Below are 25411 nucleotides of genomic sequence, written 5' to 3'. Positions count from 1 at the left end.
CGAGTAATCGCAGGAGCAAGGGAAGCGGCTGAAGCCGAGCCCTCGGAAAGCGAAGTGGCCAGCCCGGTCGGGCTTATACCTCTCTATTCATTCAAATTAGACTTTGTGTACAGTCTCAGCCTTCGGCATACAATATGTATACCGAAGGCTTTTTCGTTTGTTCCAGTTCAGGATAAGGTGAAAAAGAAGTGGTTTATCCGTTTTCGTTGGCCGCGAAAGTCTGCTTGAAGGGAATATAAAGTACGGCACATCTAGTCGCGCTATTGCTTGCTGATATTTTTCACTGCTTCGCGCTTGCTAAGCGGCATCAATGCATGTTCCAAGGTGAATGACCGGACCCATTCGGAATCCGTCTTCGCGTATTCGCGCAGCGCCCAGCCGATGGATTTCTGCAAAAAGAATTCTGGGGAACCGGCATGCCGGAGGATGATTTGCTGAAGCACTTCCGTGTCCGTCCCTTGCTTGTATTTTAATTGATGGAGGATGGCTGCCCGGTTTGTCCACATATTGCCGGCTTCGGCCCATTCCAACATGGCGAGGGTCCCTGCGGGCCGCTCTTTGGCGACTATCCCTCCGACTGCCCGTGGTGCAATGGAGTCGACGCTGTCCCACCAGGACTTGCTTTCGATCAACTCCCGAAGAAAAGGCAGGTCTGCAACCGACAGCTGTTTAGCCATTTTTTCGAGCAATGCAATTGCCGCATATTGGTATTCCCGCTCCGGAAGCCTGTATAGTTTCCATACTTCCTGCTCCAACTGTTCGGGCTCCGGCAGCTGGTATTCCAAAAACTGTTCTTTCAACAATGTTTTCCGCAGCGGCGTTTTGATGCCCAGAAAAGGGAACTGGTTCCGCATATAAGCGGCCATCGGCGCAGCCAGCTCATCATTGCGGTTCGCTTCAAACCGCTGAATAATTCCATGATGGTCCCACGTCATTTTCATCAATGTTTTGCCTCCTGATACCTTTTAAAAAAAGTGTAGCACATCTCCAAGCAGGGAATTGTAAAGCAACCGGTGATATTTTTGGAGAGAGAGCCCAAATGGTACAAAGGCTATCTTCCAAAAAGACGCCTAATTTTTTCTATGCTATCATAAAATAATAACGAACAATGGAGGCGGGACGATGATATATGTAGGGTTGACGGGTTGGGGCGACCATCCGGATGTCTATAGCCCAGGCTCAAAAAAAACAGAAAGATTGATCGATTACAGCGCGCATTTTCCGATAGTCGAATTGGATTCCTCATTTTATGCAGTCCAACCGGAACGCAATATAACAAAATGGATCAATGAGACGCCTGAAGGCTTTCAGTTCGTCGTTAAAGCCTATCAGGGGATGACAGGGCATCAGCGGGGGGAGAACCCGTTCGAGAGCCGTGAAGCGATGTTCGAGGCATTCCGCCTGTCGGTGCGCCCAATGAAGGAAGCCGGTAAACTCGCGATGGTCCTGCTCCAGTTTCCGCCTTGGTTCGATTGCCAGAAATCGAACGTCGAAGCGATCCGGGAAATCATCGGCCACTTGGGAGAATTCGATCTGGCCGTTGAATTCCGCCATCAGTCCTGGTATGCACCGGAATTGCGTGAAAAGACCTTTGAATTTTTGCGGGAAAACAGGCTGATCCACACCGTCTGTGATGAACCGCAGGCTGGGGACGGATCGGTTCCGCTGGTGCCGGTTGCTACGCGCGACGATAAAGTGCTGATGCGTTTGCACGGCCGCAATTTGCATGGCTGGACAAATCCCGGCGGCGGACAGAAGTGGCGGGAGGTGAGGTACCTTTACGATTACAACAAGGAAGAACTGGCAGAAATCAGCAAAGCGGCAGAAACCCTCCAGCAGTCCGCTGAAAACGTCTATATCATTTTCAATAATAATTCAGGCGGACATGCCGCAGGCGATGCGAAAGAATTTCAGGAAATGAACGGCTTGGAGTTCACCGGCTTGTCCGATAAGCAGCTGGATCTGTTCGACGGTGGCCTTTAATGGAATTTCTCCTACTGGCAATCGCAGGATTGCTTTCAGGGATTGTCGGGGCGCTGATCGGCCTCGGCGGCGGCGTCATTTTGGTACCGGCTCTCTTATTCCTCGGTACGGCGCTGGCCTTTTTTCCGGATCTGACACCGCAGAAAATTGTCGGCTTGTCGGTGATCATGATGATTTTCACTGGCCTGTCTTCGACATTGTCCTATATGAAAGTCAAAACAGTCGACTACCGGAGCGGGTTCCTGTTCTTCATCGGCAGCGCTCCCGGGACCGTTATCGGCGCATTTGTCAACAAAGGCCTCGACTTGCCTTCGTTCAATCTATATTTCGGCATCCTGCTTGTGTTTCTGGCCCTGCTGCTGTTGATCCGCAACCGGCTGGAAGCGGTACATTGGTTTGTCGATAACGGGCGCAAGTATACTTTCAAGGATTCCATGCATAAAGAATACTTGTACGGCTATCCGGTTTGGTTCGCGCTGCTTTTGACGTTCGGCGTCGGTTTCGCCTCCGGCCTTTTCGGAATCGGCGGAGGATCGATCATGGTGCCAGCGATGATTTTGCTGTTCCTGTTCCCGCCGCATGTGGCGGTCGGGACGTCGATGTTCATGGTGTTCCTATCGGCGATCGTCAATTCGGTAACGCATATTTCCCTTGGCAATGTCCCTTGGATTTATACGCTTGCTGTAGTGCCTGCCGCGTATATCGGAGCCAAAATAGGCGCATCGCTTAACAAAAAGCTCCAATCGGAAACTTTGGTCGTCATTTTGCGGATCGCATTGCTGGTTCTCGGCCTGCGGTCCATTTACGAAGGATTATTCAGTTCTTAAAGAGGTGTAAGGCATGGGAGAACTCATTCACATTTATCATACAAATGATCTGCACAGCCATTTTTCGCATTGGCCGAGCATCCGGGCGCTTCTGCATGAACGGAAACGCTGGCATGAGGAAGCCGGCGATACCTGCCTGATCCTTGATATCGGCGACCACGTCGACCGTTCCCATCCATTCACGGAAGGGACGGCGGGAAAAGGCAATGTGGAATTGCTCAATGAAGCCGGCTACGATGCAGTGACAATCGGCAATAATGAAGGCATTACACTGTCCAAGGATGAACTAGACGAATTGTATATCCAGGCTGACTTTGATGTCATTGTATCCAACCTGTTTGAAGAAGGCGGCGGCCGGCCGAAATGGGCAAAGCCTTACGGGGTTCTGGAGACTGCGGAAGGGCTGAGAATCGGCCTGGTCGGGGCAACAGCAGAATTCACTCCGTTTTATCAGCGATTGGGCTGGGAAGTGACCGATGCGAAAGCATCGATCATTGAATCGGTCAACGCCATCAAGGAACAAACGGACTTCATTATATGCCTGTCCCATCTGGGCATCCGGGAGGATGAACTGCTGGCGGAGCTTTGCCCCGACATCGACGTGATCCTCGGCGCCCATACCCACCATATTTTCCACGAAGGGAAAACAATCGGCAGCACACTGCTCGGGGCGGCCGGCAAATTCGGCATGTTCATCGGGCATATCACTTTTGATCCGGCAACCGGTGAAACCGAAGCTGAATTGATCGATACCGCAGAATTGCGCAATTCGGAAGAGGGATTCAATGATGAATTGATTGCGGACGGCAAATCCCAGCTGAGCGAACCGATTTTTTACAACGAAAAAGAATTAAAAGCGGAGTGGTTCAAAGAGTCGGAACTGGCCGAGCTGTTCGGGGAAGCGATGCTTGAGTATTCCGGAGCAGACTGTGCGTTATTCAATGCCGGCTTGTTCATGGAGGGGATGCCGGTAGGGGTCGCGACACGCTATGATTTCCATAGGATGCTGCCGCATCCGATCAACCTCTGTCTGGTCGAACTGACGGGCGCAGAACTGAAGGAAATCTACCAGCAGTCGCTGAATGCCGAGTGGCCGAACATCGAATTGAAGGGGATGGGGTTCCGCGGTGCAGTCATCGGGAACATCGTCCATGTCAATCTGGCGGTCGAAGAGCATCGATTGTATGTCGGCGGTATTCTTGCGGACCCGGAAAAAGTCTATCAGCTGATTACGCTCGATATGTTCACGTTCGGCTATTTTTTCCCGGAGCTGAAACGGGCGCCAAAAACTTATTTTATGCCGGAATTCCTGCGGGATGTTTTCAGCCGGTTTTTTCAGGCAAAAGCAGTAAAATGAACGAATATTCGAAGTAGAGTTTCATTTGATTTCAATAAAATTCTGCGCTATGCTTTTAAGGAATTCAATATCGATGGGTAGAGGCTGCGAAGCTTATCAGTAGTATGCGGGAGTGTGACAACGTTGAACGCATATGAAAGGAAGTTTTGCCGAAGCTCTTTTTTCAGGTGTCAATGGAAAAAGTGCTGGGGGCATTCTGAAAAAGGATGTCACTGTCGTCTGTGATTTTACAGGCGAAGAGCTACAGGGTTGTTTGATGTTTTTATGCACAGACGAATTGTAGAAGGCTGATTGTATCCATTGGAGCGATCGGCCTTTTTTCTATCTTCTCTTCCATCCTTAAAAAAATAGGAGGGATTCATATGGAAAATACTATTTTCTCGATTTTGCCGCCGTTGGTAGCAATCATCATGGTGCTGCTGACCAAGCGGGTGCTATTGTCGCTCGGAACAGGTGTGGTGGCAGCCGCGTTGATCTTGACGTCGTTTGCGCCGGTCCAAGCTGCAAGGGAGATCTTCAATTCTTTTGCGGTCACGTTCTGGGACGAAGGCTTTAACGCCTATAATGTCTTTATCTTATTGTTCCTGCTGCTATTGGGCATCATCACTGCATTCGTCAGTTTGTCAGGCGGCAGCCGTGCATTCGCCGATTGGGCTTCTGCGCGCATCAAGACCCGCCGCGGCGCCAAGGTCTTGACGGTCGTGCTCGGCATGGTGATTTTCATCGATGACTATTTCAATGCATTGGCGGTTGGGCAAGTCGCACGTCCGATTACTGACCGTTATAAAGTGTCGCGGGCAAAACTGGCCTACTTCATCGATTCTACGGCAGCGCCGGTCTGCGTCATCTCACCGGTATCGAGCTGGGGAGCCGCGATCATTGGAATCGTCGCCACAATTCTTTCAGCGCAATCTTATGTTCAGATGTCGGCGCTTGAAGCGTTCATCTGGATGGCACCGATGAACTTCTACGTCATTGCGACGCTGGCCATCGTCATTTTCGTCGCCATCCGCGACGTCGACTTCGGGGCTATGAAAAAGCATGAAACGCGCGCAATCACGACTGGGGAATTATACGATGCAAACAAAACCATTCCAGGGGAAATGAAAGAAGAGTTCCCGGCGCACTCGCATGGAAAAGTGACGGATCTGCTCCTGCCGATCCTCTTGCTGATTGCCGGTACGATCGGGGCGATGGTCTGGACCGGCTACCAGAATGCCGGACAAACATGGGACGTCTGGGCGATCTTCGAGAATACGGATGTACCCACATCCTTGATGGCGGGCGGCCTTTTGGGTGCTGTCGCATCCATCCTGTTGTATGTGCGCCAATTCAAGCAAAATGAAACGGCGAAAGCATCCTGGGTCGGCAAAGGGATTGTCGAAGGACTTCGCTCAATGATCGGCGCTGTGCTGATCCTGATTTTTGCTTGGGCACTCAGCTATTTGATCGACGCATTGGAAACCGGCGCGTATCTGGCGGATGTGGTGACAAAGAATAATATTCCGACCGAAATCCTGCCGGTGCTGCTGTTTCTTTTAGCCGGAATCATGGCTTTCTCGACGGGAACTTCATGGGGCTCTTTCGGGATCCTGCTGCCGATTGCCGGCAACATCATGGGGCAGGCAGCGCCTGAACTTCTGCTGGCAACATTGTCAGCTGTTCTTGCCGGCGCTGTTTTCGGAGACCATTGCTCGCCGATTTCCGATACGACGATCCTGTCTTCTACAGGGGCAGGAAGCAACCATATGGACCACGTATTGACCCAGTTGCCATACGCTTTGACTGCAGCCGCAATCGGATCAGTGGGGTATATCGTCATAGGCTTTACCGGTTCTCTGCTATGGTCATTATTAGCAGTTGCGGTCATTTTAGCAGTATTATTTATCGCCTGGTCAAAACGTACTACAATTCTTGAAAAACAAGCAAATAACTAGCAAATATTGAAAGCAGAGGAATTTTCCCTCTGCTTTTTACTATTCTAGCAATAGTTTTTTATAAATATTTTCCGGAATTATCTTTACTTTCAAAGGCAGCATCGTTATACTATTTTTAGATTAGTCAATAATCTGAAAATAAACAAACTTCCTATTTTTCTGTAAGAAAATTGGAAGTAGACAAACAAAGGGGGAAGAAAGATGGAACGTTCGCAATGGGGTACACGCGCCGGATTTATTATGGCGGCTGTCGGCTCAGCGGTAGGTTTGGGGAACATTTGGCGTTTTCCATATGTAGCCTATGAAAATGGTGGAGGAGCATTCTTTATACCGTACTTATTCGCTCTGTTAACCGCAGGGATACCAATTCTAATTATGGAATTCACCATCGGGCACAAATACCGCGGATCGGCACCGTTGTCATTCTTCAGAATGAGTGGCAAGAAATTGGAATGGATGGGCTGGTGGGCGATATTCGTTTCGTTCGTCATATCCACGTATTATGCAGTCATTATTGCTTGGGCGATGCGCTACACGATTTTCTCAATCAACCAGGCATGGGGATCAGATACGCAAGATTTCCTCTTTAATGACTTCCTTCAATTGACTGTAACGCCAGGGCAAACCGGAGGAATTGTATGGGGCGTCTTAATTCCGTTAATCCTGGTATGGGCGATCGCCTTAGGGATTTTATTGGGCGGAGTCAAAAAAGGGATCGAAATGGCAAACCGGATTTTCATCCCGACTTTGGTCGTCATCTTCTTGATCGTCGTTATCCGTGCTGTCACGCTTGACGGAGCAGCTTTAGGATTGGATGCATTCTTCAAACCGAATTTTGATGCCATCATGGACCCACAGGTGTGGGTAGCGGCATACGGACACATTTTCTTCAGTTTGTCCATCGCATTTGCCATTATGATCACTTATGCAAGTTACCTTCCGAAAAAATCGGATATCACGAATAACGCATTCATCACAGGATTTGCGAACTCGGCATTCGAATTGCTTGCCGGTATCGGGGTGTTCGCAGCACTGGGCTTCATGGCGAACCAGCAAGGCGTTGCGGTTGCGGATGTTGCAGCAGCTGGCGTAGGTTTGGCATTCGTTGTCTTCCCGCAGATCATCAATGAGTTCCCTGGATTCAATGGCCTGTTCGGCGTCTTGTTCTTCTTGTCCTTGACGCTTGCCGGATTGACTTCATTGATTTCCATTACAGAAACATATGTTGCCGGCTTCTCTGAGAAATTCGGCATTTCGCGCAACAAAGCCGTCATTTTCGGCGGCGGGCTAGCAGCATTGATTTCCGTTCTTTTTGCCACTCAAGGCGGATTATTCTTCCTTGACGTAGCCGATTACTTCATCAACCAGTTTGGTGTTGCGGCTATCGGATTAGTGGAAGTCATCTTGATCGTTTGGGCATTCCGCAAAGTGGATGGTCTACGGGACCATGCCAATGGAATCTCGGACATCCATCTGGGCGGCTGGTGGAAGATCTGCCTGGGCTTCATTACGCCAATCGTTTTGGGCTATATGATGTTCGGTTTGTTGAAAACCAACCTTCTAAAAGAGTTTGATACCGAGACTGGAAACTATGAAGGCTACTCGGATACATTCATCATGCTGGGCGGCACTAGCGTCGCACTTGGTGCCATCGTGCTGGGAGTTCTTATGTCCCTTGGCAAATGGCATAAAGACCATGCAGAATTCGACGAACACAAATAAGGAGGGTTCACCATATGTCTATTGAAGCGATCGTTGTTATGATCATCGGAATGGTTGTTATCTGGGGTGGCCTGGGTGCAAGCATTGCACACGCTGTCAGCAAGAGCAAAGCGGCTAAAAGAGCTGCTTAATAATTGAAGGGCCCGGAAGCATCCGCTTCCGGGTTTTTCTTTGTTCTTCCTGCTGCCTGGAGGAAGGGCTTATTGTGGGCAGGTGGGCTTTATGGTACATTTGGAAAGGAAAAGAAAAACAGAGATGACCATGAAGAATGGGGATGATGCGCATGTCAACAAAACAGGAACATCTAAGAAAGCCCGATTGGTTGAAGATCAAGCTCAATACGAATGAAAACTATACCGACCTGAAGAAAATGATGCGGGAGAATAATTTGAATACCGTCTGCGAAGAAGCGCGGTGCCCGAATATCCATGAATGCTGGGGGACCCGCAGAACAGCCACTTTCATGATTCTCGGTGCCGTGTGCACGCGGGCATGCAGATTCTGTGCGGTGAAGACCGGCCTGCCGAACGAACTGGACCTGCAGGAGCCTGAACGCGTCGCCCAGTCAGTGAAACTCATGAACCTGAAGCATACCGTCATCACGGCGGTGGCACGCGATGATCTGAAAGACGGCGGATCGGCTGTTTTCGCGGAAACCGTAAGAGCCATCAAACGTGAAAATCCGTTCACAACCGTGGAAGTGCTGCCTTCCGATATGGGAGGCATCTACGAGAACCTGGAACGTCTCATGGAAGCGGAACCGGACATCCTGAACCACAACATCGAAACGGTGCGCCGTTTGACGCCGAGAGTCCGTGCCCGCGCTACTTACGACCGTTCGCTGGAATTCCTTAAGCGTGCCAAAGAGATGCGTCCGGAAATCCCGACAAAATCATCCCTGATGCTCGGATTGGGTGAGACGCATGAAGAAATCTTGGAAGTGATGGATGATCTCCGCGCCAACGATGTGGATATCATGACCATCGGACAGTATCTGCAGCCTTCCAAAAAGCATTTGAAAGTACAAAAATATTACTCGCCGAAGGAATTCAAAGAACTTTGGCAGATAGCCATGGACAAAGGGTTCTCGCATTGCCAGGCAGGTCCGTTGGTCCGCAGCAGCTACCATGCCGACGAGCAGGTGAACGCAGCGGCGAAGGAACGCCAGCGCCTTGGAGAGATAGAAGCAGCTGCCACAAACAGCTAATGGATGGTGAGAAGGAACATGATATTAGACCAATGGGAATATGAAGTGCTTATTGATTACCGGGAAGGCTTCCAAGAGGAAGCGCTGAAGGGCCGGTACAGTGAAATCCTTTCGAAGTATGACTATATCCTGGGAGACTGGGGATACGGCCAGCTGCGGTTGAAAGGCTTTTTCGAAGACACGAACCATAAAGCCACATACGATACGAAGATCAGTACGCTGCAGGATTACCTTTACGAATACTGCAATTTCGGCTGCGCTTATTTTGTAATCAAGAAAGTCGGCAAAGCACCGGCGCCGATTGAAGAACCCCAGCAAACCCCTGAAGCGGAAGCATAAGCCGCCGGGGGTTTTTTGGTGCGCATATGATATGATAGAGGATGACAGCATTCAGTTAATGGAGGGTTTTCAGATGTACTTTATTGATCGCAGAAACATAAATGAAACAGTGGATTATATGAATTCGTTATTGGAGCTTTATGAGGAAAAAACGGAGTGGGCATCATTGACCGAACAATTGGCATTGGAGCGCCTGGCCAATAATATTGTCGAATCCATCATCGATGTCGGCAATTCGATGATTGACGGGTTTATTATGCGGGATCCTGGGAGCTATGACGACATCGTCGACATTTTAGGGGATGAAAAAGTCATCACCGTAGAAATGGAAGGGCCGTTGAAAAAAGCCATCGGTTTGCGCAAGATGCTGGTACGGGAATTTATGAAAGTGGACCATAACGAAATACAGAAAGTGCTGGACGAGTGCCTGCAACAGCTGAAGGAATTCGGCCCGAAAGTCGGACATTATTTGGAGCACGAGCTGGGCCCTGTCTCCGCATTTCTTCCGGAGGCGAAAAATGAAGAGTTATAGAGCCTATTGTTTGGATCTGGACGGGACAGTCTACCGGGGCACCGAAGCTATTTCATCTGCAGCAGCATTTATCCACCGCCTGCAGCAGAAAGGCATCGAACCCTTTTATGTAACCAATAATGCATCGATGACCCAAAAGCAATTGCATAGCAAACTTCTGCGTTTCGGCATAGAAGCAGAAGAGTCCAATATCATTTCATCGGCAGTGGCAGCGGCGAAGTACATCAAGCGCTGGTATCCGGGCCAGAATGTCTATATGATCGGTTCGGACGGCCTTGAACAAGCGCTTGCGCAGGAAGGCATCGAGCGGGTTGAACAGGATGCGGAAATTGTCCTGATGGGGATCGACCCTGCCGTCAATTACGAAAAGCTTGCGACGGCTTGCCTGGAAGTAAGAAAAGGAGCGGTCTTCCTGTCGACCAACAAAGATTTGGCGTTTCCGTCCGAACGCGGATTCCTGCCCGGGAACGGGGCATTTACGACATTGGTGGCAGCTTCGACTGACGTAGACCCGGTATATATCGGAAAGCCGGAACGGCACATGCTCGAAGCGATCCTTCATGAACATGGCTTTGAGAAAAGCGAAATGGTGATGATCGGGGACAATTATGACACGGATATCCTGGCCGGCATCAATTACGGCATCGATACTATCCATGTCAACACCGGCGTGACGCCGATGGACCAGGCCATCGAGAAAGAGATACCGCCTACCCATGCATTGGAGAATCTGGATTTTTGGGAGATCTAGATTTTCGGGCAAGAAAAAAAGCCGTTTTAGCAACGGCTCAGAACAAAGGATTTTCTTCTATAAACTCATGGACCTTTTCGGTCAATTCATCCGGAGTGTCCGCTTCAACAATTTCGCCGTTCACCAGGGCGTAAAGGCCTTGGCCGCACTTGGTGCAATAGCTGAGACAGCCGTATTCCAAGACATCGAGGTTAGGATCGCGTTCAAGTTTCTCAAAAGATTCCTGCGCTCCGTTTGCGATGTTGCTGATGCAAAATTCAACAATCGGTTTCATTCAAGTCACCTCACTACACCGAAATCCTACTCTTTTTCAAGCCGATAGTCAATCATTTGATTTCATGGGAATCTATTGTGAAAGTTATCACAATCAGCTATACTACTATTTGAGAAATTAAAGGGACAGACGAATTACAAAGGAGATATTTATGCGAAAATTAGTCTTGCTCGGAGGCGGATATGGGAATATGCGGATTCTTCTCCGCTTATTGCCGAACAATTTGCCGCTTGATACCGAAATCATCCTGATCGACCGGACACCATTCCATAGCATGAAAACGGAATTTTACGCGCTTGCTGCAGGAACGGCTTCAGACCATGAAGTACGGGTGCCTTTCCCGGAAAGCGACCGGCTGAAGATCGTCAATGGAGAAATAACCGAAATCAACCTGGAAGAGAAATGTGTGTATCTCGATAACGGCGAACAGATCGGATATGACGATCTCGTCATCGGCCTTGGCTGTGAGGACAAATACCATAATGTGCCTGGTGCGGATGAATTCACTTACAGCATCCAGACCATCGGCAAATCACGGGAAACGTACAAGACATTGTTGGGCCTTCCATCTGGTGCTGTCGTTGGAGTCGTCGGCGCCGGCCTGAGCGGTATTGAGCTTGCCAGTGAATTGCGCGAAAGCCGCCAGGACCTGAACATCAAATTGTTTGACCGCAGCCCGCGCATTCTGCGTGACTTCCCGGAACGCTTGAGCAATTTCGTGAAGAAATGGTTCGATAACAACAACGTCGATGTGGTGTCGAATTCGAACATTACGAAAGTGGAACCGAACATGCTTTATAACCACGAGGAAACCATTCCTGTCGATGCAGTGGTATGGACAGCAGGCATCCAGCCGGTCAAGCCTGTCCGCGATCTTGGCGTGGAATGTGACAATACCGGACGTGTGGTCATCAACCAATACCACCAGCTGCCGAATGACGAAAATGTCTATGTAGTAGGCGACTGCGCGGCCTTGCCGATGGCACCGTCTGCACAGCTTGCTGAAGAGCAGGCAGAGCAGATTGTCAAAGTGCTGAAATCGGTTTGGAGAAATGAACCGCTGCCAGAGAAAATGCCGGAGATCCAGCTGAAAGGCTTTCTTGGCTCGCTCGGCAAGAAACAAGGCTTCGCTTATCTTGCAGACCGTACGGTCACCGGGCGCATTGCGCGCTTGATGAAGTCCGGCGTTCTGTGGATGTATAAATGGCATAACGGATGACAAAAAGCGCCCGATTCCGGGCGCTTTAAACTGTAGACAAAGTTTAATTATGATGAATAGGGATGTATAAGCCCGACGGGGCTGGCCACTTCGCTTTCCGTGGGCTCGGCTTCAGTCTCCTCGTCACTGCGTTCCTGCGGGGCCTTCAGCTCGAGCTGGTCCCACTGGAGTCTCGTGGCCAGCCCTGTCGGGAGCGTCACCTGTATCTAAAAAGTATTAAGATGCTTATCCAGCTTTGTATGGCTGGCCTTAAGCTGCTGGCTCAGGATCCGAAACGGAAGGCGGCGAGCAAATTGGCCGAAGGCAGTTCGGCCAATTTGTTTGCGACGAAGCAGCGCAGCGATGCAGGAGCACCGGTTTTGCCTGCGCGAGCCCGCGGAAAGCGTCCGCCTGAAGTGGAGGATCCGTGATAGCTTTGCCTAAATGAATCTTCTTTCTTAAAGAGGAATATATATTCTTTTGTCTACAAGCTGAAGCGCCCGATTCCGGTCGCTTTTTTTAATGGCTTTATTCATTAGTTAAGATCAGTTTATTCAGCGGCCTGGAATCCGTGCTTTTCCAGTTCCTTATAAACCGGCTTTAATTGGACATAGCCTTCTCCTACGACTTCGCCTTCTACGAGGACGAGGGGATAGAAAAACTCATCATCAAGGATGCGCTGGGCATAGTCTTTTTGGTGTTCCTCCACTTGCGGTTTCTCAATATCGATATAGGTAATTGAAAATGGCTGGTCCTGGTATTTGCGGGAAATGGCGGCTTGCAGCCACTCGTATGTGTCGACCGATGAGGGAGCGTTGACACAGCTGGCGCAGATTACATCGGTTCCGTAAACTTCTATGGAAATTTCTTTCGGCATTTTGCTAGACCTCCTGTGAATTCATTAGTGGCTTTTTCCTCTCAATCACATTATAATGATTATAATGAAAGGAGTCGATATAAATGACTGAAGCAATGATGGAAGACCAAGTAATGGAAGTCCTAGATAAATTGCGTCCATTCCTTTTGCGTGACGGCGGCGACTGTGAATTGGTCGATGTTGAAGACGGAATCGTAAAACTTCGCTTGTTGGGGGCTTGCGGCAGCTGCCCAAGTTCGACAATCACATTGAAAGCGGGAATCGAGCGCGCTCTGATTGAAGAAGTACCGGGCGTCGTGGAAGTAGAACAAGTATTTTAATGTTAAGGAACCTTCGAGGTTCCTTTTTCTGTATATCGGTTCGGGACCTAATTGCTTGTTCCGTCCGTGAAAGACTTGATATGATAATGGCAGGAGGGGATACGTATGACACAAATTGTTGAAATTACAGAAGCAGCTTCTTTCCAAGTGAAAGAGATGATGCGCCACAACGACGAAGAGGATTCGTTCCTACGAGTGGCAGTAAAAGGCGGCGGCTGCAGCGGTCTGACTTACGGCATGGGCTTTGAGAAAGAGCAGACACCGGAAGATGACGCGTACGAGCAATTCGGCATCCGCATCCTGGTGAACAAAGAAGATGCTCCCATCTTGAAAGGGACTGTAGTGGACTACAAGCAGTCATTGATGGGCGGCGGCTTTACGATTGAAAATCCGAACGCCATCGCTTCTTGCGGCTGCGGCACATCATTCCGTACCGCGCAAAAAGCAGGCACACCGGAAAACTGCTGACGTTTTACAGTCGGCATATCAAACGTTGACTTAGACGCAGGGCCGAAAACACCGCTGTTAAAATGCGTGTTTGCGGTACTGTCGCGGTATATTAGGAACCGTGTCTTAATCGAATATGGGCTGTAAACTACGACCTTCTTGGCGGAATCTAACCGCTGAGGAGGTCTTTTTTTGCGTATAAAAAAACGACGGGCTACCACGATCGAACAAGAAGCGTTAAGCATACCGAAACTTTCGTTACAGCAAGCGGCAGACATCGTTATGTCAGGAAAGCGTAACGAAGGAGTGCGCGAACGGACGTTAGAAGACTACTCGAACATGTGGCGCTACTTCACGGACTGGCTGACGACCAACTACGACGACATACAGTACGTCAGCGATCTAACGGTCGACCATTTCCGCAATTACATTAACTACATGCGCTATGACAAAGAGCGTTACGGCAATCATCCGTTTATTACGACGAAGCAACGCGTCGGCTTGTCGGATACAACCGTTAATATCAATCTCCGCTGTTTGAAGGCGCTAATGAACTACTTAGAGCGCGAGGATTACTTGCTCGTTAACCCGACGGCGAAACTGAAGTTGATTAAACAAGACGTCGACCTGACGAACTGCTTTACGGACGAAGAAGTAAAGGCGTTGTTTAAGCAGCCGAATCTGCGCGACTATGTAGGGTTCCGGGACTACGTTGCGATGAACGTGTTACTCGACACAGGCTTGCGCATCGGCGAATTGCTGTCACTGCGCATACCCGACATCGACTTTAAGACCCGCTTTATTACGATAAGTTCGGGCAACAGCAAGACTCGTACAATGCGCTTAGTGCCGGTCAGCAATCATGTCATACGCTTGTTATTACAATTAATCGAAGAGAATGCACGCCACTTTAAGACCAATCGGATCTTCTTATCGTGTTACGGCGCTAATCTAGGCGATCGTCAGTTTACAAAGCGGCTGAAGTATTACGCACACAAAGCCGGCATAGAAGCCGCAAAGGTGACGGCGCACGTTTACCGCCATACTTGGGCGCGCGCCATGATTCTGAACGGTTGCGATCCGTTTACGCTACAGAAAATAGGCGGCTGGTCAGATATTCGCACGATGCGCCGTTATATCCAAATGGACACGAACGATATGCGAAAGAGTCACGATTTACATTCGCCAGTTTCATCAATATTAAAACGAAAATAAAAAAGAGCGCCGCCCATAAGGGAAGCACTCGCATACTCCGACCGGCGCCAACCGGTTGATCGGATCATTCAACAATACCGATAGTATATCGAAAAAAGCGTGTTAATGCAACGCTTATTTGAGTATGCGTTTTTCTCCTATTATGCAAGCGGCCAAAAGGGGCCATTTACAATGACGCTAACTCTCGATAAATTTAAAACGTTCGAACATGTCGCCGATCTCAACGAAGCGATTCGCCTACACCTGCGCGAACATCAATACAAACTGAACGCCACGGCCATTAAAGTACTTGAAGTGATCAGTCGGTACGCCGTTAAGTATCCTGGCGCTGCGTGGTTGAAGGTCGACTCGCTTGCGAAGATAATCGGCAAGTCTGCGCCAACAGCGCGACGGGCACTTGCGCTACTGGAACGCCTCGGCATAATCGAGCGCGTTGTTTTCATGCGCCAAAAAGCCGGCGGTAACGGTGCCAATATCCTTCGTATTGTGCCTGCGATGTCTGTCGATGATCGGGGGGAAATGATCGGGCGCAAGCAAGACGTCGAGCCAACAGAGCGTAAGCCGGAAGAGGTAAACGTCGATAACGAAACCATATCTCTTAAAAGCTCTAAAGAATTACTACATAATACGTATAGCAAGCCGTTTACGACGTTTCTGACCACAGCAGAAGCGCTATTAGGCATGAACAGCCGTAAGCTTATCAGCCGCATGTACGGCGTTTATTTGGCGCACACATCGAAGTTGGCGATGGCATACGATACGGATACATTGCTACATACGGGTATTTGCGCTCTGCGAGTGACATTGCAGGCAACCAAGCATAGAGAGATTCGCAATGTGGCCGGGTTTTACAATGGGACGCTCGATCGAATGCTCGATAAGCTTTATTTCGCGGAAATGTCAAAAGAGTGGGGTGTTATTAATTATCAAAATTAAAAAGAATAATTTTATGGTGCTCAAGCAATGAAATTTATTCGTCAAGCACCTCTTTCATAAACGATCTAATTTTAGCGCACTTTTCCATTTCTTCGGCAGTCACGCCATATTTGTTTTGAGCATCAAGCCATTTATTCATGATTTCTGTCCATACATCTGCAAACTCATCGGCATCTAGTATGTCCGAGTTATATTTTATTATTGCTATCTTTTCTTCTGCTTCCAGTAACATATGTACATTACCGATTTCAACAGCACGTAAGATATCTTCATCATTAGAAACTAAATTTTTCTCTTTAGCTTTTTTCAACTCGTTAGTTCTTGCATTATCGTCCGATACTAAGTGCTTTTTTTCTTCTGCAGTCTTTCTCTCTAGTTGTTGATGAATGGTCATTATTATTAGCACCACAACCAAAGTAATCAGTAACGCTAGTGAAAGTCCGATTATTAGTTCACCCATTAAACTATCCCCTTAAGCTATATTTGGTAAATTATCTCATACTAAAAGGGAATTAGTAATATATTTTGTTATTAATCTCATTTAAATTTGTACCATTTTACATCGATGATTATTATTTTACATAACAAAACGCCCTAGCCAATCCGGCCGGAGCGTTTATTTTGCTTTAGGTACATATGTGAACAGATCATTCAACGTGTACACTTTGTCGATGTTGCTAGCAGCTGCCTTGGCATTGATTGCGTCAAGTATGCGTTCCATCGTGCCTAGTTCTAAACGTTTCGTGGTTCCGTTATGCATATCTAACAGCGTAGCCGGCCGCGATTTCGATTCGACGGCAATTTCATTACGTGTTGCCTTAATTTCTTCGAGTATCTTCGGCAAATTGTGGACGAATGGCATTGAAATTTCCCCCTTATATCGTCGTTAATTAAAGTATACAACGAAAACGGCAGGCGTAATACTCTTAATTTAAATTCTTTTTGAAAAAGGCTTGACGTATTACTGCAGGAGTTATACTATGTGTTTAGGAGTATTACTTCAGACGTAAAAAAGGGGGTTGGCAAAATGAAATTGATTCAACGCTTGGACGAGTATTTTATCGGAGCTGCTACGAAGGCGTCATATCGGATCGCGCCTACTTTTACGGCTTGTACGTAGTAACTGGCTCAATTACCGCGCTAACGTTAGCGAATCTAAACTAAAAAACCAATCGGAGGAATTTAATCATGAAAAAAACAAAATACAACTTAAGAGTCGTCACGGATCTCGACATGTTAGCACATTACCATAAGGAATTTCAAGAAGTTGGCCCTGTATCAGTTTTAGTCTACGACATAGGAGAAGGGGTCTACGATATCTATGCTCAGATTTATATAACTGAAAAGATCACCGTAGCCTTATACGATGACTCTCAGGAATTTGCATTTAAAAGCGAAGGGAAAGATTTGTTTAAGGTAAGTTGGAACCCGAAGACAGAATCCTTACTGCGCAACTTGAAAGGGAAATCAGCTATGGACGCATTAGTCATAATGGCGGCTCATATTGTACGGGATTGAAACAATAACTATCTCTAGTTGCCGCACACTGCCAAAAGATAAACAAGGAATAATCTGTTAATAACGCTATAATTAGGCGTATATGAGCAGAGGGGAATGAAATCGAATGGACGAACTCTACGACAAAATGCTACGCGAATTAGGTATGAAAACGCAGGTATTACTGGAAATGCACGCCGAAAATCCCGCAGAGTTTAACGCCCAGCACGTATTCGAGCGACTGGCCGGTGCCTACGTCGATATTGGCGTTAGGAATTACGGATGGCCAAGCGATGAAGACGACGAATAACTACTCCGAAATTTACCGCAAAAGAAGCCGGCAAGCTCAAATAAATAACTTCTACTCGGCGGCAACCGGGTAGTTTCCGCAATATCAGCGTCAGTCCTACGGGGCTGGCGTTTTTTTAATGGGCAAAAATAAAACCCCGCCAATGGCGAGGCAATTAAATCTATTTTTTCACGATTCTATAGTTTGAGATAAAGTGCCAAATCATGTTGGCGATAAGAATTGCGCAGACAGGTATCAATACTTGAGTCAATAGTTCTCCCGCTTCCATAGAGCTTCCCCCTTCCTAATAAATACTCACAACAAAAAATGAGTATTTGACAGGTCTCCTGGCTCATGCGTCATCCTACACTGTGGCCTTCCATCCGTTGGACAATGGATTGCCATAGTTCGTCAGCACTTACAGTTGCGGGTACAGCTCCGGTTTTCATCGGATTCCCTATTAAGCCTTCTCAGGCATCAAATATTAAGAATATTATACCGTATCTCAAGAGAAAATAAAATAATATACCTAAAAACTCCCCAAAAACGTTTGAGTGGCGACAATTTTATATACGGAAAAAATAAAACCGCGAATATTTTCGTGATTTATCCGCCAAAACGCGCCGAGCGTTGATGGTAAAGTGTACGAAAAAACTTTCAGAATTAATTCCCCAAAAAGCGTTGGCTGCAGATATTATCTTTAAAAGAAAAAATAAAATCCGCCAAAAAGCGGTCGGCATACGACAACAAAAAGAGACAGTAATAATAATTCGTAATTATTTTCACGATTTATCCCCCAAAAAGGCATCTGGCGGCTAGATAGTATTATAAGGGTTTTTCAAACACTCAAATAAACCGAAAAGGATGATTAAAATGACAAAAACAACTAACCACATTTACGAAGTACAAACTGCAGAGGGCGATGTCGTCGAAATTCTACGTTTCAGCACACCGGAAGAGGCAACGGAATTTGCGACCGACATCAACGGCGATTACTACGTTAAACCGCAAACGTTATCGGCGGAGGAACTGCTCGACATATTGCTCGATCTGCGCGAGTTTGAGCGCGAGGAAAATACGAATGAGTTTATCGGGCAGATTGGCGTTGACAGCGGACTGATCATGATTGCCGATCCATGCAGCGTTAAAGGTGCGATTACGGAAGACGGTCTGGCGGCGATGCACTGCCGAACGAACAACGAGTATAAATCGGGGCCGGCGCTAAGCGGCTTTAACCTGGCGTTCCAACCGGGAAACGGTGATGGTCTATACGATGTATATGCGAAATTCGACGACGCTGGCAATATCGCTAAAGTCGAAATTAAGACGAGTTAAGGCGCTTGTCTTTTATCGCCTGCCGTTTCTACTTAACGCTAAAAAGAAACGTAGGTCTGCGAACGTAGTGAGCAGCGGTCTTGTTTTTAAGGGCTTGCTGTTTCGCTGACGCTCAACAGGCCAACGTCTAAATAATAATGCCGCACTTCAAAAGTGCACGGAGGGTCTTACAAACGTTGATATGACGAGGTTTCTAGACGATTTCCTTAAAGGGGGTACGCTAAAAAGTGCACACGGTTTATTAACGTAATAGGGTTATATCCGACTAAATTACTCGGAATTAAAACTAGGAGGAATGCCGATTGACGAGAGTAAAAGTTATAGACGCAGTTATGGGCGCAGGTAAAACGACGTTCGCACTAAGCCACATCGACCAGGCACCGGCTGATGAAAAGTTTATCTATGTAACGCCTTTTCTGGACGAAATACAACGGGTCATCAAGACGGTGAAGAGCCGGAAATTCGTCGAACCGACCAACGCTGTAGCGGGCGGGCGCAAAATGGACGCCTTGAAACGGCAAATCGAAGACGGCGAGAACATTGCGGCCACGCACTCACTGTTCGAAATGGCCGATGACGAACTCCTGGCGCTGCTTGAAGCATCGAATTATACGCTGATCCTCGATGAAGTGATGGACGTCATCGACAAAGCCGCCGTATCGCCGTCAGACATGCGTTTGCTGCTAGATAAAGAGTATATTCGCATTGTCGACAATCAAGTAGTCTGGACGGCGCCTGAAGCCGAATACGACTACGGCCGGTTCGACGACATCAAACTACTTGCCCAAGCCGGCAACCTCTACTACCACCGTCAAAAATTCCTCATATGGGCGTTTCCCCCGAAGATATTTCAGGCGTTCGACAACATATTTGTCCTGACGTACCTCTTCAACGCACAAATCCAACGCTACTACTTCGACTTATATGACATTCAATACGAACTATGCGGAGTTTTAAACGACCAACTGACGGAATACGACAGCCGTGCCGACAACCGCAAGCAACTTTTTGCGCTAATCGACCTGTACGAAGGCGATCACAACATGCACGGCGAAGCGTCGACGTCCTTTTCGCGTGGTTGGCTGAACCGCCGGACTGCCGATGAATTAGAGGCGATAAAGAAAAGCATCTATACGTATGTGCGCCGCGTGACTAACGCCAAATCGAACGAGGTTCTCTGGACAGTCCTCAAAGATTACCGCTCGGAACTGCAAGGCAAAGGCTACAGCAAAGGCTTTCTATCGAACAACATCCGAGCCACCAACGACTTTGCCGATCGCCACGTCCTGATTTACGCCTACAGCCGTTTTATGAATCCGTACGAAAAGTCATTCTTCCAGGATCAGGGCGTCACCGTGAACGAAGAGCTGCTGGCTTTATCGGACATGGTGCAGTGGATCTGGCGCTCGAGAATACGCAATGGCGAGCCGATCCAGTTATATCTGCCGCCGAGCCGTATGCGCCGCCTATTAATCGCATGGTCAAAATACGAAATCTAAGGAGGAAAAGTTTTGAAAATCAAGTACATCGTCAGCCTAGCAATTGCGCAGGCGCTTATCCATAAAGGCTATCAAGTCGTCGAGGTGAAGCAGTCGAGCCGCGTGCCGGGCCGGCTGGTCTTCGGCTTTGAAGATTCACCAGCACTTCGCAAAGACTTCGGCCCACTCGCAATATCTAAGTAAACCGCACCAGCTAAGAAACCACTGGAAAGTAGGAGATAATTTGACGAAAGCAGAAGCACTCGTAAAGGAAGCCTTGTACGAATTATGGTTCGAACACTACACTAAGCCGATCACACTGGAGCAACGCCTCAAACTCACGCAGGACTTCGTCGACATATGGCTCGACAGCACGCAAATCAAAATCGACAAACCCTTCATCTACCACCCATCGCTACACCACAAAAACCGCTACGATCAGCCGCCGGTCACCGTCCAGGAAGTATTGGCTGACTTCATACTCCGCGCCCATATGGTCGCCGAACGAGACGAAGAATATCCCGTAACCAATCCTGAAGCCGAATTAAATACTGCAGATAAGCGCTTAAAGCGTGAAGTCGGGCTGTTTTCCGATAACATCGACGCTGAAGCTGGCGAACGTACTCCATACGGCACGCTGACGGACGCTGAAGCGATTGCACGGATGTACACACCGAGGGCGCCGGTTACGGTTAAAAAACTCACGGCCGAACTGGCCCGCGTCAAAAACTACGCTGAGTTCTATGCGACGACCTTCGCCGAAGAATACGGCTACGAAAAATTGGACGTTCTGCAGCGGATTAAGTCACTGAAGCTGGAGCGCATAAAAACGTGTGTCGTGTGCGATGGAGCGTTTTATCCGCGTAATATTCGACGTGAGGTCTGCGATCAGCAAATCGGAGTTCTGTTGGGCGGTGAAATATCGGCGGAATCAGCGTGTGAACTGGCTTTCAAGAGCAATTACAACGCTGAATATTACCAGGAAAAAGTGAAGAAAACCGGTTAAATGGGGCTTAAAAATTCCATGCTCAAGTAGAAGGGGAATTTTTCCCCGCTGCATTATTTTAGGGAGTTATTAGCAAAGGGGGTCTTTTTTATATGGGAAACAACGTGGTACGGGCAATTCGGCTGAAGCACCACCTGACGCAGCAACAATTGGCCGAAAAACTCGATGTCAGCCGCAGCTTGATTGACGCCATCGAATGCGGCCGCACTGGAGTTTCGCGCCGAACACGCGCCAAACTTGTGCAACAGTTCGAAATCGACGACGAGTTGCTGACGTTTTTATCTAATTACGACAAACTAAACGCTTTTTTAAGGGAGCCTGCCGATGGAGAATAACGAGCTTTGGTCCTTGGAGACATCCATGATCAACGGGGCCTTTGCATCGTTGTTAATCCTCTTTTGGCCCACGTCGGCACAGGAGAGTCATTAATAGCGGTACGGTATCAGTTTGATTAGAAGAGTATATTGGGAGAGTGAAGTAATGGAGAACTTTTATGATGTGCGTTCTATAGGGGTTAAGTATATTTGTGATAGCTGTAAACAAGGAGAAATGGTTATAACAGGAAAAAGCGATTGGATTGCAGACCCTCCGAAATTCGAGCATACCTGTGATAACTGCAAGGAAATAAATTTCTTTATTGAAAAATATCCCACAATAAGATTTGTAAAAAAAATTAATATAGACAAATTTAACCAGTAGCTTTAACATTAAATTCACTAGAGGTGAATTGGGGATGGTATTAATGTTTGAGTGGTTATTTGAAAATAAAGAATGGGTTTTTAGTGGGATTGGAATTCCCCTTCTTACTTTAATAATAAGGGGATTTTGGAAGAAGTCGAATGAAAAGCAGGTTCAAGCAGATATTCATGCAGGTAATTATTCGACTAACATACAGAATAGTAACAATATAAAAGTAAAGAATGGGCGTGTCGAAGATGATGAGTAAAAGGGAGATTCATGCTGGGGATGACTCTACAAATGTTCAAGATTCTGAGCACGTTACTGTAAACCATACGCATCACCATGGAGTAACTTATGCGGACGTGAGAGAGATTGCCATAGATATTTTTAAAGCGAATTTTTATGAACTCAGTGAGAACGCTAAAAATATCGCAGTTGAAAGAGCGGAACTACTAATAAATAAAATGTTAGAAAAATTACAAAGCGAGGCTCCAGAAACGCTATCGAAAATTGAAAATCCAGATGTCCAATATGCTGTTATTAACGCTCAAAAACAATATGCAAGAAGCGGAAAACCAGAAACACTTAGTTTATTAACCGATCTCTTAAAAGATCGCTTTTTAATTGATGAGGGTTCACTAAAAGCAATTGTTTTGAATGAGGCAATCGAAGTATTGCCGAAACTTACAGAAAACCAAATCAAAATTATTTGTGCTATATTTTTAGTGAAAAAAGTTAGATTATCCTCTGCAAGATTTTTAATAGAAAATGTACAAAAATTTTTGACAGACCCAGGCGATATTTCGAATGAGAGCATACCTTTATATGAGCACTTACTTTTTGTTGGTGTTGCATCACATGACAACTTAGTAACCAGTAGTCAGAACTTGGAATACTTTATTAGATCTGTTTATAAGGATGAGTTACATGAGAAAATAGAAGGTAATCAAAAGGAATTGGTTGAACCGCCTATAAGAGCCCAATACGAGATAGATGATATTAGCAGAGAAGCTTTTAGCAAATGGAATAATTCCTTGGCTAATAGATATTCTTTAACTACTGTAGGAATCGCCATAGCATTAGCGTATTTTAACGGTATATGGAAATCTGAAATAGATTTAAATATATGGATTAAAGATTAGTCCATAAGCTTGATTAGGAGTGTCCAATCGGATGCTCTTTTTTTGTGCGCCAATTTAATTAAGGAGTGTTATAAAGTGAAACCTGACAAATCCACGGCAACCTACATCAAACGAAACTGCGCTAATTACGCAGGCGACGGCCTTTGCCTACTTGAAACAACGCAAGGCAACCGACTATGCCCGTTCATACACGACATTCCAATCGTCTGCAACTACGGTATCAACTCGGTACTGGCCGGTGGTCCGGCGCTACTGGCGAAATACAAACTTGCAGTTGGCGATGCTGACGACGGAAAAGCTTGCGTTGAATGTAGCCGATCTTTTAACGCCAAGTCGAACCGCCAGGAACGTTGCGGAGAATGTGCGGCACAGCATCGGAAACGTAAACGCAGCGAATACAACTTAAACTATCAAATACGTAGGCATCGCTTAGACAGTTAAAGAACAGTTAGACGTGTAGATGGAAAATTTGTAGCGGTTTTAAGCGTGTTGAAGACGTTTGGATTTCGAGGGTAGCCTTAGACCTTCAGCACTGATTTGTGCGCTTCCAACTGTACTTAGTAAGCAAACGAAAGGAATAGTAAAAAATGTATTAATTTTGAAGGAATGATTTAACTTTTGTCGAATAATATTTTAGAAAGGCAGGTGAAATAAAATGCGAAAAATTACTACAATTACTCATTTCATGCAAGATGTATCTTTTTTGATTGATAAAGGCGTGTCTTATTCAGTCGAAGAGATTAATTCTCACATTGAAAATAGAGACATCGTTGATTGGATGGAAAGAGAATTTCCGTTTAGAAGCGAGCACGGCTTAGATTTCAGTCTTTTTAAAGAAGGCCATAGAAATTGGATTCATGAAAAATATGAATCTATTTTAGGTGGTTACGAAGGACAAGAAAGAAGAAAATGGGGCATCGAAAATAATGGTCTCTGTTTGTTAATAAGCTGGGGCACGGAAATCATTAGAGATTTGCATGGAAGAGATGGAAGTGCAAATACTCCAGAAAGTGATTGGTTAGACTAATCATTAAAAGAATTCTAAAAAAGAGCACCCAAATGGGTGCTCTTTTTTAATACTAAAACAATCAAAGGGGACTAAATAAAATGAAATCATTCAAATTATACGAAGACTACTTAATACAAAATGAGAAGCACGCGCATACATCAGCGGCTTACAAGGAAATAGTCGATCATGCACGCGCAGCAGTCGAGTCAGCGAAGTTCAAAGCAGATGAGATTATCCATTCGGAAGTAGCAAGTGGTGTCGACAAGACAACTGAGAAAGTGGCAGCTCGCAAGGCTATCGCCAAAGCTGAGGAAGCGCTGGTATACGCTATCGAAGAAGAAGCTGTAGCAATCGCGTATATGAACGGTAAGCAAGCAGAACTACAGGATGCTGACGTTGTGCAGGCGTGGTTGAACAAGTACCGACCGGCTGTACAAGCAGAACATCTGCCGAACATTCAAGAACGCGTCAAGGTCGGGCAAGAGCTGCTTCTGTCGGCGCTGTTCGACTATCAGAGCCTGAAGCGCGAATACGACGGCATTACCGAAGAAATTCAGCAGCTGAATAATACAGCGAAAAACAGCGGGCGCCAGCGCGACTACTACTCTATAGCAAACCCGTTCAACGAGGTCAGAGCGACCGGCTTTAACCCGGCGAACTTGTCGAAATTGCTGGAAGACGTTCTAAGAGGCGCCCCGCTGCCTGCTGAAATTACGCATCATAAGGAGGGTAAGCAATGAACGCAAAAGTAGTCCTGCATCAACTTCAGAAAAAACTGCAGAACGATGGTCACATCACGGAGGCCGACGTAGCCGACGCAAGAGAAGCGATTAGAGCGCTTGGAGGTACCGAGAATATGGCTTTGTACAGCTTGCTCAAACGCCGAATTGAGGTACCACCGATTGATGAAAACCTTGTTTAGGAAATAACGATAGCCTCGCGGTGGAACTGCAGCGGATTGGAAACCCGCAGACAGCAGGAGCGACACGACATAATATCCCTTACAACTGAATAATTCACCTGAAGTCCTTTGTGCAACGGCCGTGCGCAGG

Annotated in this window: 36 protein-coding genes and 2 riboswitches; of the genes, 31 read left to right on the top strand and 5 right to left on the bottom strand. The window is 47.1% G+C overall.

Features of this window, described 5'->3' with window-relative positions; all coding sequences use genetic code 11:
• Positions 1 to 228 (top strand): hypothetical protein (locus ACTL32_RS18500; RefSeq protein WP_441342818.1); only part of this gene is annotated, 228 nt, incomplete at its 5' end.
• 32 nt (positions 229 to 260) lie between these two features.
• Here ACTL32_RS18500 and ACTL32_RS18495 read toward each other — a convergent pair.
• Entirely contained in the window at positions 261 to 941 is a 681-nt protein-coding gene (locus ACTL32_RS18495; RefSeq protein WP_441342817.1) for a DNA alkylation repair protein, read from the bottom strand.
• Between the two features lie 181 nt (positions 942 to 1122).
• Between ACTL32_RS18495 and ACTL32_RS18490 the strand changes: the two genes are divergently transcribed.
• From ACTL32_RS18490 to ACTL32_RS18445, 10 genes are all read left to right on the top strand, one after another.
• Positions 1123 to 1983: a DUF72 domain-containing protein gene (locus ACTL32_RS18490; protein WP_441342816.1), complete on the top strand. Its 861-nt coding sequence runs from the start codon at positions 1123 to 1125 to the stop codon at positions 1981 to 1983.
• Positions 1983 to 2810 carry a sulfite exporter TauE/SafE family protein gene (locus tag ACTL32_RS18485; protein ID WP_441342815.1) on the top strand — a complete coding sequence of 276 codons (828 nt, stop codon included), beginning with the start codon at positions 1983 to 1985 and terminating at the stop codon, positions 2808 to 2810. The genes ACTL32_RS18490 and ACTL32_RS18485 overlap by 1 nt, the downstream gene beginning before the upstream one ends.
• Before the next feature lie 13 nt (positions 2811 to 2823).
• Positions 2824 to 4167 (top strand): bifunctional metallophosphatase/5'-nucleotidase, encoded by a 1344-nt coding sequence (locus ACTL32_RS18480; protein WP_441342814.1) that lies wholly within the window; start codon positions 2824 to 2826, stop codon positions 4165 to 4167.
• Positions 4168 to 4237: 70 nt separating this feature from the next.
• A riboswitch (Lysine riboswitch) is annotated at positions 4238 to 4419 on the top strand.
• Between the two features lie 110 nt (positions 4420 to 4529).
• Positions 4530 to 6104 (top strand): Na+/H+ antiporter NhaC family protein, encoded by a 1575-nt coding sequence (locus ACTL32_RS18475; RefSeq protein WP_441342813.1) that lies wholly within the window; start codon positions 4530 to 4532, stop codon positions 6102 to 6104.
• 201 nt (positions 6105 to 6305) lie between these two features.
• Entirely contained in the window at positions 6306 to 7826 is a 1521-nt protein-coding gene (locus tag ACTL32_RS18470; protein ID WP_441342812.1) for a sodium-dependent transporter, read from the top strand.
• A gap of 14 nt (positions 7827 to 7840) precedes the next feature.
• A complete protein-coding gene (locus tag ACTL32_RS18465; protein ID WP_204893088.1) occupies positions 7841 to 7957 on the top strand; it encodes a methionine/alanine import family NSS transporter small subunit in 117 nt (38 codons plus the stop codon).
• 152 nt (positions 7958 to 8109) lie between these two features.
• Complete coding sequence (lipA, locus tag ACTL32_RS18460) at positions 8110 to 9033, top strand: lipoyl synthase (protein ID WP_441342811.1); 924 nt, start codon at positions 8110 to 8112, stop codon at positions 9031 to 9033.
• An 18-nt stretch (positions 9034 to 9051) separates the two neighbouring features.
• Positions 9052 to 9372 carry a YutD family protein gene (locus ACTL32_RS18455; protein ID WP_377340051.1) on the top strand — a complete coding sequence of 107 codons (321 nt, stop codon included), beginning with the start codon at positions 9052 to 9054 and terminating at the stop codon, positions 9370 to 9372.
• A 73-nt stretch (positions 9373 to 9445) separates the two neighbouring features.
• Positions 9446 to 9904, top strand: coding sequence for a type VII toxin-antitoxin system HepT family RNase toxin (gene hepT / locus ACTL32_RS18450; RefSeq protein ID WP_441342810.1), 459 nt, complete (start codon positions 9446 to 9448; stop codon positions 9902 to 9904).
• Entirely contained in the window at positions 9891 to 10655 is a 765-nt protein-coding gene (locus ACTL32_RS18445) for a TIGR01457 family HAD-type hydrolase (protein WP_441342809.1), read from the top strand. The genes hepT and ACTL32_RS18445 overlap by 14 nt, the downstream gene beginning before the upstream one ends.
• A gap of 37 nt (positions 10656 to 10692) precedes the next feature.
• Here ACTL32_RS18445 and ACTL32_RS18440 read toward each other — a convergent pair whose 3' ends face one another.
• Entirely contained in the window at positions 10693 to 10929 is a 237-nt protein-coding gene (locus ACTL32_RS18440) for a YuzB family protein (RefSeq protein ID WP_204893093.1), read from the bottom strand.
• 151 nt (positions 10930 to 11080) lie between these two features.
• On the opposite strand from ACTL32_RS18440, the gene ACTL32_RS18435 reads away from it, so the two are divergent.
• Together ACTL32_RS18435 and ACTL32_RS18430 are read left to right on the top strand one after the other, a co-directional pair.
• Positions 11081 to 12148, top strand: coding sequence for an NAD(P)/FAD-dependent oxidoreductase (locus ACTL32_RS18435; protein ID WP_441342808.1), 1068 nt, complete (start codon positions 11081 to 11083; stop codon positions 12146 to 12148).
• A 221-nt stretch (positions 12149 to 12369) separates the two neighbouring features.
• Positions 12370 to 12558 carry a hypothetical protein gene (locus ACTL32_RS18430; protein ID WP_441342807.1) on the top strand — a complete coding sequence of 63 codons (189 nt, stop codon included), beginning with the start codon at positions 12370 to 12372 and terminating at the stop codon, positions 12556 to 12558.
• Positions 12559 to 12677: 119 nt separating this feature from the next.
• Here the strand turns inward: ACTL32_RS18430 and ACTL32_RS18425 are convergent, their stop codons facing one another.
• Entirely contained in the window at positions 12678 to 13004 is a 327-nt protein-coding gene (locus tag ACTL32_RS18425) for a YuzD family protein (protein WP_441342806.1), read from the bottom strand.
• An 83-nt stretch (positions 13005 to 13087) separates the two neighbouring features.
• Here ACTL32_RS18425 and ACTL32_RS18420 point away from each other — a divergent pair, with 83 nt between their 5' ends.
• The 4 genes from ACTL32_RS18420 (at position 13088) to ACTL32_RS18405 (ending at position 15922) form a co-directional block, all read left to right on the top strand.
• Positions 13088 to 13324 carry a NifU family protein gene (locus ACTL32_RS18420; RefSeq protein WP_204893096.1) on the top strand — a complete coding sequence of 79 codons (237 nt, stop codon included), beginning with the start codon at positions 13088 to 13090 and terminating at the stop codon, positions 13322 to 13324.
• 105 nt (positions 13325 to 13429) lie between these two features.
• Positions 13430 to 13792 (top strand): HesB/IscA family protein, encoded by a 363-nt coding sequence (locus tag ACTL32_RS18415; RefSeq protein ID WP_441342805.1) that lies wholly within the window; start codon positions 13430 to 13432, stop codon positions 13790 to 13792.
• A 171-nt stretch (positions 13793 to 13963) separates the two neighbouring features.
• A complete protein-coding gene (locus ACTL32_RS18410; protein ID WP_441342804.1) occupies positions 13964 to 14986 on the top strand; it encodes a tyrosine-type recombinase/integrase in 1023 nt (340 codons plus the stop codon).
• A 105-nt stretch (positions 14987 to 15091) separates the two neighbouring features.
• Positions 15092 to 15922: a helix-turn-helix domain-containing protein gene (locus tag ACTL32_RS18405; RefSeq protein WP_441342803.1), complete on the top strand. Its 831-nt coding sequence runs from the start codon at positions 15092 to 15094 to the stop codon at positions 15920 to 15922.
• Positions 15923 to 15956: 34 nt separating this feature from the next.
• On the opposite strand, the gene ACTL32_RS18400 is transcribed toward ACTL32_RS18405, so the two are convergent.
• Both ACTL32_RS18400 and ACTL32_RS18395 read right to left on the bottom strand, forming a co-directional pair.
• Complete coding sequence (locus ACTL32_RS18400; protein ID WP_441342802.1) at positions 15957 to 16382, bottom strand: hypothetical protein; 426 nt, start codon at positions 16380 to 16382, stop codon at positions 15957 to 15959.
• 156 nt (positions 16383 to 16538) lie between these two features.
• On the bottom strand, positions 16539 to 16784 hold the full coding sequence (locus tag ACTL32_RS18395; RefSeq protein WP_441342801.1) for an XRE family transcriptional regulator: 246 nt from the start codon (positions 16782 to 16784) through the stop codon (positions 16539 to 16541).
• 326 nt (positions 16785 to 17110) lie between these two features.
• Here ACTL32_RS18395 and ACTL32_RS18390 point away from each other — a divergent pair, with 326 nt between their 5' ends.
• The 14 genes from ACTL32_RS18390 to ACTL32_RS18325 all read left to right on the top strand — a co-directional run bounded on the left by ACTL32_RS18390 (position 17111) and on the right by ACTL32_RS18325 (position 25281).
• Positions 17111 to 17440, top strand: coding sequence for a hypothetical protein (locus ACTL32_RS18390; RefSeq protein ID WP_441342800.1), 330 nt, complete (start codon positions 17111 to 17113; stop codon positions 17438 to 17440).
• 106 nt (positions 17441 to 17546) lie between these two features.
• Positions 17547 to 17729, top strand: a complete 183-nt coding sequence (locus tag ACTL32_RS18385; protein ID WP_441342799.1) for a hypothetical protein — start codon at positions 17547 to 17549, stop codon at positions 17727 to 17729.
• A gap of 299 nt (positions 17730 to 18028) precedes the next feature.
• A riboswitch (cobalamin riboswitch) is annotated at positions 18029 to 18205 on the bottom strand.
• A 376-nt stretch (positions 18206 to 18581) separates the two neighbouring features.
• Complete coding sequence (locus ACTL32_RS18380) at positions 18582 to 19043, top strand: hypothetical protein (protein WP_441342797.1); 462 nt, start codon at positions 18582 to 18584, stop codon at positions 19041 to 19043.
• Positions 19044 to 19345: 302 nt separating this feature from the next.
• Positions 19346 to 20542, top strand: a complete 1197-nt coding sequence (locus tag ACTL32_RS18375; RefSeq protein ID WP_441342796.1) for a hypothetical protein — start codon at positions 19346 to 19348, stop codon at positions 20540 to 20542.
• A gap of 12 nt (positions 20543 to 20554) precedes the next feature.
• Complete coding sequence (locus ACTL32_RS18370) at positions 20555 to 20725, top strand: hypothetical protein (protein WP_441342795.1); 171 nt, start codon at positions 20555 to 20557, stop codon at positions 20723 to 20725.
• A gap of 40 nt (positions 20726 to 20765) precedes the next feature.
• Entirely contained in the window at positions 20766 to 21527 is a 762-nt protein-coding gene (locus ACTL32_RS18365) for a hypothetical protein (protein WP_441342794.1), read from the top strand.
• Positions 21528 to 21619: 92 nt separating this feature from the next.
• Positions 21620 to 21862 (top strand): helix-turn-helix transcriptional regulator, encoded by a 243-nt coding sequence (locus tag ACTL32_RS18360; RefSeq protein WP_441342793.1) that lies wholly within the window; start codon positions 21620 to 21622, stop codon positions 21860 to 21862.
• Between the two features lie 145 nt (positions 21863 to 22007).
• Positions 22008 to 22226, top strand: a complete 219-nt coding sequence (locus ACTL32_RS18355; protein WP_441342792.1) for a hypothetical protein — start codon at positions 22008 to 22010, stop codon at positions 22224 to 22226.
• 43 nt (positions 22227 to 22269) lie between these two features.
• Positions 22270 to 22473 (top strand): hypothetical protein, encoded by a 204-nt coding sequence (locus ACTL32_RS18350; RefSeq protein ID WP_441342791.1) that lies wholly within the window; start codon positions 22270 to 22272, stop codon positions 22471 to 22473.
• A complete protein-coding gene (locus ACTL32_RS18345; RefSeq protein WP_441342790.1) occupies positions 22463 to 23350 on the top strand; it encodes an LPO_1073/Vpar_1526 family protein in 888 nt (295 codons plus the stop codon). Before ACTL32_RS18350 ends, ACTL32_RS18345 begins: the two co-directional genes overlap by 11 nt.
• A gap of 151 nt (positions 23351 to 23501) precedes the next feature.
• The gene (locus tag ACTL32_RS18340; protein WP_441342789.1) at positions 23502 to 23756 is read left to right on the top strand and encodes a hypothetical protein; all 255 of its coding nucleotides are present in this window, start codon (positions 23502 to 23504) and stop codon (positions 23754 to 23756) included.
• A gap of 249 nt (positions 23757 to 24005) precedes the next feature.
• A complete protein-coding gene (locus tag ACTL32_RS18335) occupies positions 24006 to 24377 on the top strand; it encodes a hypothetical protein (RefSeq protein ID WP_441342788.1) in 372 nt (123 codons plus the stop codon).
• Positions 24378 to 24457: 80 nt separating this feature from the next.
• The gene (locus ACTL32_RS18330; RefSeq protein WP_441342787.1) at positions 24458 to 25099 is read left to right on the top strand and encodes a hypothetical protein; all 642 of its coding nucleotides are present in this window, start codon (positions 24458 to 24460) and stop codon (positions 25097 to 25099) included.
• Positions 25096 to 25281 carry a hypothetical protein gene (locus ACTL32_RS18325; RefSeq protein WP_441342786.1) on the top strand — a complete coding sequence of 62 codons (186 nt, stop codon included), beginning with the start codon at positions 25096 to 25098 and terminating at the stop codon, positions 25279 to 25281. Before ACTL32_RS18330 ends, ACTL32_RS18325 begins: the two co-directional genes overlap by 4 nt.
• Positions 25282 to 25411 lie beyond the last annotated feature (130 nt).

Origin of the sequence: Planococcus sp. FY231025 (genome assembly GCF_052078085.1) — a bacterium.
Classification (GTDB): domain Bacteria; phylum Bacillota; class Bacilli; order Bacillales_A; family Planococcaceae; genus Planococcus.
The sequence above is the reverse complement of the archived record's forward strand: the minus strand, read 5'-3'. Positions and strand labels throughout refer to the sequence as shown.